At 27.3% G+C, this 12,600-nt stretch carries 9 protein-coding genes; 2 read left to right on the plus strand and 7 right to left on the minus strand.

What is annotated here, in order from left to right; translation table 11 throughout:
• Positions 1–203: 203 nt before the first annotated feature.
• Entirely contained in the window at positions 204–1,637 is a 1,434-nt protein-coding gene (locus R4K56_RS00990; protein ID WP_335771557.1) for an SMI1/KNR4 family protein, read from the plus strand.
• 321 nt (positions 1,638–1,958) lie between these two features.
• On the opposite strand, the gene R4K56_RS00995 is transcribed toward R4K56_RS00990, so the two are convergent.
• The 3 genes from R4K56_RS00995 to R4K56_RS01005 form a co-directional block, all read right to left on the minus strand.
• Complete coding sequence (locus tag R4K56_RS00995; RefSeq protein WP_335771556.1) at positions 1,959–2,144, minus strand: hypothetical protein; 186 nt, start codon at positions 2,142–2,144, stop codon at positions 1,959–1,961.
• 14 nt (positions 2,145–2,158) lie between these two features.
• On the minus strand, positions 2,159–3,772 hold the full coding sequence (locus tag R4K56_RS01000) for a peptide ABC transporter substrate-binding protein (RefSeq protein ID WP_335771555.1): 1,614 nt from the start codon (positions 3,770–3,772) through the stop codon (positions 2,159–2,161).
• A gap of 301 nt (positions 3,773–4,073) precedes the next feature.
• Entirely contained in the window at positions 4,074–4,634 is a 561-nt protein-coding gene (locus tag R4K56_RS01005) for an RNA 2'-phosphotransferase (protein WP_335771554.1), read from the minus strand.
• A gap of 177 nt (positions 4,635–4,811) precedes the next feature.
• Between R4K56_RS01005 and R4K56_RS01010 the strand changes: the two genes are divergently transcribed.
• The gene (locus R4K56_RS01010; RefSeq protein WP_335771553.1) at positions 4,812–5,528 is read left to right on the plus strand and encodes a gamma-glutamyl-gamma-aminobutyrate hydrolase family protein; all 717 of its coding nucleotides are present in this window, start codon (positions 4,812–4,814) and stop codon (positions 5,526–5,528) included.
• A gap of 150 nt (positions 5,529–5,678) precedes the next feature.
• Here R4K56_RS01010 and R4K56_RS01015 read toward each other — a convergent pair whose 3' ends face one another.
• The 4 genes from R4K56_RS01015 to R4K56_RS01030 form a co-directional block, all read right to left on the minus strand.
• Entirely contained in the window at positions 5,679–8,774 is a 3,096-nt protein-coding gene (locus R4K56_RS01015) for a DEAD/DEAH box helicase (RefSeq protein ID WP_335771552.1), read from the minus strand.
• 227 nt (positions 8,775–9,001) lie between these two features.
• On the minus strand, positions 9,002–9,721 hold the full coding sequence (locus R4K56_RS01020) for a patatin-like phospholipase family protein (RefSeq protein WP_335771551.1): 720 nt from the start codon (positions 9,719–9,721) through the stop codon (positions 9,002–9,004).
• A 27-nt stretch (positions 9,722–9,748) separates the two neighbouring features.
• Complete coding sequence (gene fliD, locus R4K56_RS01025; protein WP_335771550.1) at positions 9,749–11,950, minus strand: flagellar filament capping protein FliD; 2,202 nt, start codon at positions 11,948–11,950, stop codon at positions 9,749–9,751.
• A gap of 227 nt (positions 11,951–12,177) precedes the next feature.
• On the minus strand, positions 12,178–12,600 hold the full coding sequence (locus R4K56_RS01030; protein ID WP_335771549.1) for a helix-turn-helix domain-containing protein: 423 nt from the start codon (positions 12,598–12,600) through the stop codon (positions 12,178–12,180).

Below are 12,600 nucleotides of genomic sequence, written 5' to 3' on the forward strand. Positions count from 1 at the left end.
TATAAAAATAAAATATATCCGTATAATTTTTTGAGCTTATATTCATTAATAAAATGTAATATCTTAATTAATGTGCTTAGTCAAAAAATAAAAACAAAAATAATTTATAAAGTTATTGAATCTGATAAATTAAAAAATTATTATTTTATCAATAATATATTTATATATAAAACAATATTTATTTATCATAAAGTATTTACTTTATGATAAAAAAACATATAATTACTGCTATGAAAAAAGAAGAATTAAACAGCCAAAGAAAAGAAAATATTTTTAACCTTTTAAAAAAATGTCATCAGACAGATAAGCATTATGAGCAATTTGCTTCTAAAACTCATAAATACAAATTAAATCCTCCAATAGATAAAAATAAAGTTATAGAATTAGAAAAACAATATGGATTCAAACTTCCAGAGGAGTATTTTTGGTTTATAACAGAAGTTGGAAACGGCGGAGCTTGTCATGGATATGGCATGGATAAATTTGAAGATATAAATCTTGATTATATAAAGTATGACAACAAAATTAATAAAATGAAAGAGTATTGTCAAAAAGTAAGCGAAGGATATGAAATAGATCAAGATTCAAAAAACGAAGTTACAAATTACGGCATATTAAAATTTGGGACATTGGGTTATTCGTATATAATAGGATTAATAGTGACAGGAGAAAATAAAGGAAAAGTTATTTATTATGATAGGGACTTTAATGAAGAACCTTCTATTACTTGTGATGATAACTTTGTAAATTATTATGAGAATTGGCTTTTAGAAACTTCTCTTGATTATAAAATGGGTACTTTTGGTATAAGATTAAGATTTGAAATTGATGACTTAATCAAATACTACAATGATATATTAAATAATAAAGAAATAAAAGATAATAGGATAAATAAAAAAAGTATTATAACAACTATTTTTAAATATAAATCATTAGATGAAAAACATTTAAATGAAATTTATAATTTATACAATTTAGAAAAAGATGAAAATTATAAATTACAATTAGTTATAATATTGGATAATCATAAGTACAAAAATATAGAAAAAAATATAAGAGATGCCTTTAGAAATAATGATATTATTGATTTATATATAAGCAGATTATTTTTTAAAGTGTATACCGGATATGATTTATACAGCAAACACTTTAAATATGAAATAATTAATTGGATTGATGAAATTAAATTAGCATTAGATTATTATAAAGAATTAATGCTGCATAAAGATATTGATAAAGATAATAATTTTGCTTATGTTCTCAATATGGCTATTCATTTATATAAGCACAATTTAATAGACTTTGATGAATTTAAGGTATTTATAGATAAAAGAAACAAATCTACTCTATATCATTTATCATTTTTAGATTTAGAATTTGATCATATGTATGATATATACATGGAAGAATTTATGAATGCATGTAAAAATAGAGATGAAGATAAAATAAGAAATACAACAGTATATTTGGAAAATATTCTAAAAAATAAAAATAATAATAAATATAAAAAATCTATAGTGTCATGTATTACAAATAAATATAATAAATTATTAGAATATTATGAAAGTACTGATTCAAAAAATGAACATATTTTTGACTTTATAAAAAATGGCTTAGAAAGAATATTTCAATATTAATATATACTGAAAATTTTTAAGTTTGTCAATTTTTTGTTGTTCTTTTTCCCGCCGCATACGCTCTGCGGACTTCGTCAAAGAACCAAAAAGTGCAAATATAAAATTAGTATTAAATCATACTAATTATGTTTTACATGTAAGATAAATTACTAAATTTAAGTCGAAATGCAGCCTTTCGCTAAGCGTATCTGAGCCTGTTGAGGATATAGGTTCTTTGTGCCAACAAAAGAACTGGGGGTGTGGGGGGCTAGTACCAACAAATAACCTAAATTTAAAATTGTATTTTTTGACAAACTCTAAAATTTTTAGTATATACAAAAATTATTTATCTTTTAATTCATAACGGATATCATTTAATATATTTCTTATATTCCTTAATTCGTACGCTATACTATTTAAAGCACCTGAATCCTTACTTCCAAACTCTGAATAAAGTTTTGGTACAATATTATAACTAAATACTGTAATTATAATACCAATAAATAAACCAATAAAAAATTTTTTCATAAATTAAAATCCTATTATTCTTGATTACTTATATAAGCATTTCTAAAATCATATATAGAAAAAATATCATATTTCACACCATGAAGTTTTTTACTCTGCATAACAGTAGCTTTATCATAATATATAGGTATGATAGCCATATCCTCTTGTATAAGTATGCGTTCTGCATCATAAGCTGCTTTTATTCTTATATCTTCATTAGCATTGGTCATAGCAATATCAACTAAATAATCATAAATTTTATTAGTATATCCGCCGTCATTACCTAGACCATCAAGCTGAAAAAGTCTTAAATAACCAGTGGCCTGATTATAAGCAACACTTGTACCAGCTTTAATCATTTGAAAACTTCCATCTTTTATTGACTGTAAATAAGTTGTAGGTTCTTCATATCTTAATTTTAAATCTATACCCAAATTATTTTTATACATACTTTGAATAGCTTCTGCCACAAATAATGAAGAAGGATTAGTAGTTGTAATTAGTTCTATTATAGGAAATTTCTTTATATCTCTGTATCCTGCCTGAGCTAGTAATTTTTTAGCTTCTTCAACATTTTTTTGATAATCACTTTCTTTAAGAGAAAAATATTCAGGAGCATTGTCCCTAAAATTATTAGTACCGTTCTTTACATTAATGGGAACAAAACCATTAGCAGCTACTCTCCCCCCACCTAAAACATTACTTACTATATAATTTCTATCTATTCCAAGTGCTAATGCTTTTCTTACCAAAGGATTAGTAAAAGGTCTTCTTTTCAAATTAACCATATAATAAGCAATAGATGTTATGTCAACTTCTCTTCCTATACCCTGCTCTATTAAAGAAGCTCTTTCATTTTCTGGTGCCTCTGGATAAAATAATATACTATCTGCATAAATACCAGCAACTGCAGTATTAACATCTTCTAAAAATTCAAAAGTTATTTTTTCAGCCTTAACATTATCTTTATCCCAATAATAAAGATTTTTCTCCATTACTATTTTCACAGCCTCATCATATTCAGTCATTATATAAGGGCCATTTCCTATATAATGATCTTTACTCAATGCCCAATCCTCACCATAAGTTCCTATAATATCCTCTCTTACAGGTGAAGCAATATCACTAGCCATGGCTTCTTCAAAATATGGTAATGGTATATCTAGTTCTATTTTTAAAGTATGATCATCTAAAGCATAAACTCCAAGTTCTTCTAAATTCTTTTCACCTTTCATTATACTTTGTGCATTCTTTATTATATCAAATCCCAAAGAAAAAGGAGATGCTACTTCAGGATCTATCAATCTTCTTAAAGTATATACAAAATCATTAGCGGTTAAATCTCTTCCGTCTGACCATTTAGCATTCTCTCTTAAATGAAATATATAAACTGTATTATTGCTCATAGCTTCCCAGCTTTCAGCAAGTGCCGGAATTATAGTACCTTTTTCATCTCTTTGAGTAAGAGTTTCAAATGCATGTGTTATATAAACTGCTGTATTAATACCTTTAGCAAATGCCGGGTCTAAACTACTTGGCATTCCTCCAACTGATACTACTATTCCTTCATTAGATGATTTTATATTAGAACATGATAATAAAAATATATTTGCAATTAAAATTATTATAAAAATTACTTTCTTCATTATATTATTCTCTTTAATTTAATTTTCTAAATATGATAACCAAATATATAATTATGTCAACTATGTTATGTTAATTAAAAATACTACGCACGGTAAACAGATTAAAAAATATAAATACATTAATTTTCTTTTTAAATATATAAGTTAATAAAATAAATCGTGCGTAGAATAATATTTTAAACTTAATAATCACTTGGGTGGGTGCTGAAATTTCTAATTAAACTTAAAAAATAAATAAAATTTTATTATCTAAATAAAACTATAAAATATAAAGGGCGGGGTATGTTATAACACTTATTATTTAAATTATATCAATAATATATTTAGGATCAACATAATCGCACAGCCACACTTTATTTTCAGACAAATAGAATTTAATACCATCTTCATACATTTGTTTAGAATTAATTTTTATAATAGAAGGTTTGCCATGACGCTCACCTACTTTTTTGGCTATATCCTCTGTCAAAGATAAATGTACATGAAGCCTATTCATTTTATTTATGCCTTCCTGTTTTATACTATCTATATTATCAATTGAAGTTCCATGGAATAATATCTCAGGAGGCTCTTTTTCTTCAAATCCTAAATCCACATTAATACTATGTCCTTGATTTGCTCTTATTAATGTATGATTTTCATTAAAGCTGAATCTTTTTTTATCATTATATAAAACTACCCTTTCAAGTATATCTTTATCTATATTTCTTCCAGTAGCTTTTATTTTTTCAATCAATTCATAAACATTTGCCCAGCCATCTTTTGATAATGTGAGTCCTATATTTTCAGGTTTATGTCTTAATACCAAGCTAACAAATTTGCTTATTTTAACTTCTTCTTTACTTAATTTATCATCTTTCATATTTATTGCCTTTATGCATTTATATAAAAATAAAGCTATTTATAAATTATGTCAACTATATTATGTTAATTATATAAATAAAAAATTAATATAAAAACACAAATAATGTTATTAGCTATTGTAAAAAAATCACTTTAAATATAATATAACTGCAAAAAATTATGAGGAAAAAGTTTTATGAGCATTATAGGAATATCAGGAAATCTATTATATGAAAACAATTCAATACCAAAAGCATTTGTAAACCGTTCTTATGTAGATTCTGTTATAAGAGCAAGCGGAACACCTTTTATAATGCCTATAACAGATGATGAAAGAACTATAAAAAGTATGGTTGAAAAGGTAGACGGTGTTCTAATGACAGGAGGAGTTGATGTTCACCCTTTCAGATTCGGAGAAGAACCTATAACAAAAATAGGAACTATTTCAGATGAAAGAGATGAATTTGACTTTACTGTTATGAAATATGCCTGCGAAATGAATAAACCAATATTTGGAATATGCAGAGGAATACAAGTTATCAATGTACATTTCGGAGGAACACTAATACAGGACATACCAACACAAAGAAATACAAATATACTACATAGTCAAACTGCAGAATTATATGTTCCTGCACATAAAATTCAAATAGTAAAAAACAGCATCATTTATGATATGTTCGGAGATACTGCAGAAGTAAACAGTTTCCACCATCAAGCTATAGATAAAGTATCAAAAGATTTCAGAGTAACAGCAACTTCAAAAGACGGAATAGTTGAAGCTATAGAATATAAGAAAAAAGACTCTTTTATATTAGGCGTACAATGGCACCCTGAATTAATGAGTTCTAAAAATATAAAGATGCAAAATCTCTTTGATATGTTTGTAGAAGTTTGTAAATCAAGAAAATAATTATTAATCAATAAATATAAAATAAAAGACTTTTTAATATGCTTTAATATTTGAATACTAGGCAGTTAAAAAGTCTTTTTTATTATAATTTATATTTCAATATTCAAATTTATATATAATATTAGGTTATACCTAAACAACTAATTTTACTTAATTAATAAGATTCTTCACTTCATCCCAGCTTAATTTATTGATGTCGCCCATAGAATCGCCTACAACGGTATCAATTAATACACGCTTCTTATTTTGAAGTTCTAATATCTTTTCCTCTATAGTTCCTCTTGTAATGAGCTTATAATTAGTTACAACGCGTTTCTGACCTATTCTGTAGGCTCTGTCAGTAGCTTGATCTTCAACAGCAGGATTCCACCATAAATCATAATGCATTACTGTATCAGCCTGTGTTAAAGTAAGTCCTGTACCAGCGGCTTTTAAGCTAAGTAAGAATATAGGCACTTCTCCGGCATTAAATCTATGAACTAAATCCATTCTATCCTTTGTAGCACCGTCCAAATAGAAGTAATCTATACCTAACTTTTTGAAAGCTCCGCGCATAAGATTAAGCATTCTTGTAAATGAACTAAATACTAATACACTATGTCCGCCTGCAATAGCTTCTTTAATCATCTCTATAAACATGTTAAACTTACCGCTTGTATGGCTTTCTCCTCTCAAATCATCATGCATTAGTCTTGGGTGACAGCATACCTGTCTTAATCTTGTTAATGCTGAAAATATTTCTATATGTGACTGAGCAAAACCTTTACGCTTAACTGTTTCAAATATTTCTATTCTTGCAGCTTCAAGTATAGACATATAAAGTTCTTTTTGATCTTTTGTTAAATCACAATAGCTTACAACCGTATGTTTTGGAGGCAAATCTTTAAGAACATCAGTTTTTAATCTTCTTAATATAAAAGGTGCTATTCTAGTTTTTAAATTATCTAAAGCCTCGCTTGAACTATCCAAACCAGCAAGTATAGGAGCTTCATAATCTTCAACAAAATCCTTATGCTTACCTAAGAAACCAGGCATAAGAAAATCAAACATTGACCACATCTCACTTATACTATTTTCTATAGGAGTACCGCTTAATGCAAGTCTTTTTAATGATTTTAAACTTTTTACCATTTTTGCATTTTGAGTATTGGCATTCTTTATATGCTGTGCCTCATCAAGTATTAAATAATTAAATTCATTTTCGCTAAGTGCCTTAACATCTCGTCTTAATGTAGAATATGATATTACTGCTACATCATAATTGCTCACAGCTCTAATTTTTTTCATTCTAGTTTTTAAATTACCAGATAAAACTATTACTTCAAGAGAAGGAGCAAATTTCTTAATCTCACATTCCCAGTTAGCAACGCATGAAGTAGGAGCAACAACTAATGATGTAAGTTTTGAACCATTTTCTTTTTCTTTTAATATTGTAGCTATAGTCTGAAAACTCTTTCCAAGTCCCATATCATCGGCAAGTATTCCATTCAATGACATATCAGCTAACTTTCTAAGCCATTTATAACCTACTAATTGATAGCTTCTGAAATCTCCTACTATAGTTTTTGGAGGAGTTTCATCATAATCCACCTTTTTTATATTGGCTATTGTATCCATAGCATTATCATCTAAATCTAACTCTATACCGCTATGCTTCTCCAACATATCAGCAAAATAAGGAGCACTGAACATAGGAAGTAAATATCTATTATTCTCCTTCTGTTCTATAGGATTTTCTTTAAACATCTTAGCTATATAATCAATTACTTCCAAATCTATAGGTACAAAAGAACCATTCTGAAGTCTTATATATTCTTTATTCTCAACTTTTACTGCTTTTACAATATCTGATAAATCATGTATTTCTTTAACGCCTTCAAAAGAAAAATTAATCTCAAAGAAATTAATATCTTTAGTTAAAGAAACTCTCATTTTTAAAGGCTTAACATTCAATTTTAATGATTTGAAAGATTCACTATAATAACAAGTCCAGCCTCTATCCTGAAGTGCAGGAAGTATTTTATAGCATAAATAAAATATTTTCTCATCATCATCAGTTGCAAAAGTATAATCACCTACTTTCTCCAAATACTTTGATAATGTTCTGCAGAAATATTCTTCCTTTTCAGTATCTCTGTAAATCTCTGTTACTTCATTATCAAACATATTACTGCTGGTAAACTTTCCGGAATAAGGGTCTACTGTAAAAGAACCATATTTAAATTTAATAGTTGAAAATACATTCGTTCCGTCATAATCTAAAAATACCAATGCCTGAGCAGGAAATGCTAATATATCATTGTCCCTAATATCTTCAGGAAGTTCTATATTATCAAAATCTTTTTTAAGATTAGGAAGCACTCTTGAACAGAAATCTTTTATATAATCTTTTTTTACTATAATACTGTCTTTAAAAATATTCTTCTTTATCTTTGGATATGAAGGGTTTGTTTCATAAAATATATCTTTATAAAGTACAAAATCACAATTCTCACCAAATGTATAAACTCTATTTAAATCAACATCTTTAATATTCAAATTAAGTACTAAATCTTTTTGTTCATTATAATAACTTTCTAATTGTAAATTTAGTACATCATCACTGAAAGTTATAACTCTGCTTTCTAGTCTTATATTATGAATATCTTTTAATAAAATCAAACATTGATAAGCATTATAATCTTTAAACCATAATTTACCATTTTCTTGTATTTGTCTAGCCTCAGCATATAAATTATTCAAAAATCTTATTAATTTTGCTTCAGCCTTACTGAAATCTTCAAGTTCTATTTTATATTCAGTATCTTCTATATTTTGCTTATCACCAATAACGCATGAAAATAAAAAGTTCTCAAGTTCACCAACTCTTAATTCTTTTTTATTTTCTATATCTATCAATTTTAAAGAAAGACCTAGAGTTCTTTCATTATTATTGTCACCCCTTACAGACAATAATACAGATAAACCATAATATTCTCTATAAAGATTATCCCTATAACTATCCATTAATGGGGATCTTGTATAATATAGCCAATCCTTTCTTGAAGGATCTATTATTTCTACAGATTCCTCTTTTTTGTTTCTATCTATTCTTTTATTATCACTTTCTGTAATAACTACACTATTAGCTATAGTTTTGATAGATGCCTTTGCTAATTCATCATTTTCCTTAGCAGTTGCATTAAGATTTAAAAAAGGATTATCGTTTTCTTTAATTTTCTTTTTGGAGTTACCCCTAGTATTCATTCCCATAACCTTACTATATTTATACACATTATTTTAATGGCTTTTATAATAATAGAATTATCAAAAAAGTCAATATTATTAATGTATAAATAAACATGATTTTTCATAATATGTAAAAAACAATAGTTTTTATTATATTATGATAACTGAATTATGTTAATTGGATATAAAACAATATTTAAATACACTATATATTTCTATTAGACTTGAAAAATTCTTTGGCATCATTATAGCCCTGCTCTATTCTTTTTGCTGCACCTTTGGGGGGAGAAATCTAAAACACCGCTTACAAAATTGTCTAAATTCTTTGATGGATACATTTCATATAAATTGACATTATCTTTCTTTTTAACAGGCTTCTTATAATCTAAATGTACAACTATAATATCTGTACAATTCTCATAACTATAAAGAGGCTCTATAGGACAATCATCTGTATAACAGCCGTCAATATAATAATTATCATCAATTTTTTCTGTTGGAAATACACCTAATAATGCAGAGGTAGCAAGAAGTATTTTTTTTATTCTTTCATTAGAATTGCCATTTAATTTAAAATATTGAGCTTCAACAAAAAATGGTTTTCTATACTTTGAACATGAAGCATATATATTGAAATGATAATTTGATACAAGATTCAAATCGATATATTTATCTATAATTTCTATTAATCCGGATCTTGAAAATATTCCAAAAAGAGATGATTTGTCAATCTTAAAATAATCTTTAAAATCTTTAGATGTTAATATTTTATCTTTAATTTCTTCTTTCCAAACTTTTTCAGCTATACTATAATCATTCATAGCCAAAAGGCAGGCATTTAAAGCACCAACAGAATTACCGGAAATAGCTCTCACTTTACCATATATACTAGATTCTATTAAATACTTCCATACACCGATATGATAGGCACCTCTGCCACCTAATACAAGACCTAATTTTTTCATAAATAAAATTTATTTATATAATTAAAATTAGTTACCGCCATTATTTGGATTCAAAGAAGATTCAAGTCTTTTTCTCTCTCTTTCAGCCTGCTGTAATTCTGACTGCATCTGATAATATGAAGCAAGTCTCTGCTGTCTATATTCTTCAATTCTATCTTTTTCAGCGTCCATACGTTTTTTATTATCTTCTAAACGGCTTTTTGTCATTGTAATACTATTTTCAACAATACCTCTTGTTTGAGAATAAGGAGTAACAAAATCACTCATAGCATAAGCAACGCCTGTATCTGGTATATCATCTCCTGTTGTATCATTAGAGAATAATTCTTCTATACCGTCCATTTGAGTTTCAATTTTATTCATGAATTTTTCTTCATCAACCTGTAAGAAACCTTTTTTAACTTTTGACCAATCCTCTCCAGCATTACCTCTATTTATACCTATTTGGTCAAGAAGTGCTAATTCTTCACCGTATTCTGTTTCATAAGAATCAGCAACTATCATTCTTACACGCTGTGATATAGTACTTACAAGTCCATTACCGCTAAATACACCAACATAATATAATTTTTTTCTCAAAGCATCATCTGTCATATCAACATTAAACTCTATTCCTAAAGTAGTAGCCAAATCGTTTAAATCTGTTCTATTCATAGTTTCGAGTCCGTCTCTTATATCTCTTGATAAAGGTCTTTGAGTAGTATCATTTAATAAATCTATTACTTCATTGTAAGCCCTTATAAAATTAGCTATAGCATTAACTACACCTTCTTTATCTACTTCAATAGTAGTGGCAAATGCTTCCGGAGTAACTTTTTTAGCTGTTATATTAAGACCATCAACAACATCATTGAATTCATTAGTATCACTTAATACATCGATTCCGTCTATAGAAGCTCTGGCATCTGTAGCTTCTGATATCAAATAGTTAGGAGCATCTTCTTCTCTGCCCATATCTTCTATAAGCAAATCTTTATAAAATACATTATATCCGGCATTTTTATTTATTAAAACAACTTCTGTTATAACATCGCCAGGTTCAAACTGTCCGCCTATTGGTATATTAAGTCTTTGCCAAGATGCACTTATAGTAGGCAAAGCAAAGAATTTTTCTACTTCATCACCTGCTTTATTTATATATTTAACTCCTATTATTTCAGAATTAAATCCAACCTCATCTATAGGTTCTGGTGCTTCTGCTTCCATACCTTCTTTAGCTTTACGTTCTGCCTCTAAAGCATCTTTATATTTCTTTATATCTTCAAAAGTTCTTGAGCTATCAGCTGGAGATAAGCCTTCTCCGTATAACTCTACATCTTTATAAATTACACTGTCTATCTTATTAAATGTCATTCCTGTATCTGGTATAGATAAATCTACTGTAGGAGGCATAATAGGTGCTTCTTCATCATCTAAAGTGTCTGAAACTCTTGCTGTTATTGATAAAGTAATATTTTCATTAGCCTCTGCTTCTCTATGTAAAGGAAGTGATAATTTATTTTCGCCTTGAAGAACTATAAAGTCATTCTTTACCATATAATTAGTAGTTAAATTATCTGATTCATCTTTCCATTTACTTAAAAGTTCCTGATTAAATATATGACCTAAATATCTGTAAGGTCTTCTTGTGAACATATTTAATTCTTTTAATATACCTGAGTCATCACTTACAACCTCAACTATATTTTTAGAACCTGTTTTTACTAAATCCATAGTAAGAACTTGTAAATTTCTTGATTTTTGTGTTATTGTAGTTTTGACTTTTTTACCGAATGCTTTATCAATAGCTTTCTGTAAATTTACCAAACTTCCGCCTGCAAAATCTATAGTAGTTTCTTCTTCGCCTATTTTTAATACTATTTTTCCAGCCGGTAAAGTATCAGCCATATTGAATGCTTTTGAGGAGAATTTTTGACTTGCTGCTATATCTCTGATACCTATATCATAAGTTGTAGTATTGGCAACTCTATTTGCTGTAACAGTAAAATAATCTGGAATACCATCTCCTACACCTACAAAATTTCTGAAAGGAGAACGGAAACCATATAATTCTTTTGAAGCTGTAGCAAGAGTATTAAGTCTAGCTTTTAAATCCTCATAAGCAGAAATTTGCCTTTGATAATCTCTAGCATTGTCCGCTAAATTAGAAAGAGTTGTACTTCTCTTATTAACTTCAGCGTCAACTGCATTTTTATATACTTCATCAAGAAAAGCTCCTGTTGTTGCCATAAAAATCTCCTCTTAAAATATACTATATTAATAAAACTAAAATTGTAATATTTAAGTAAAAATAAATCTATTTTTAAATTTTCGGAATACTTTAAAAATCTATAAGAAATATTTATTTTTATTTCAAAAAATATTATGTTTACAACTGTATAAAATTACATAAAAAAAGAGAATGAACCTTATAATACTAAAGATTCATTCTCCCAAAACATAAGAAATAAAATTGATTAATCGATGATATTTTTCAAATCCTTTATAATTGTATCTATATTCGATAACTGAAATGTTGAATAATTCTTTAATTTGTTTGCTATGCATAGTAATTTTTTTGTTTTTTCTATATGATCATAACTAAAAAATATAGCTATAGGAACATTTAAGGTTTTTGCTATTTTATTTAAATTAGTTATTGATATATTTCTTTTTCCTACTTCAACGCTTTGTAAATATTTAGAAGATATTCCTGACACTTCTGCTATTTCTGATATAGTTTTCATTTGTGATTTTCTTATGGCACGTATATTTTTACCAACTGAAGATATTAATTCTTCATCATCTATCGGTCTTTCTTTTTTATTATTATCATCTTCTGTTTTGCTATCGCTGACTATACTATTATAAAAAGGTTTCTTCAAATTAGTAGTAAGCAT

The sequence above is a fragment of the Brachyspira pulli genome, from assembly GCF_036997785.1.
Classification (GTDB): Bacteria; Spirochaetota; Brachyspiria; order Brachyspirales; family Brachyspiraceae; genus Brachyspira; species Brachyspira pulli.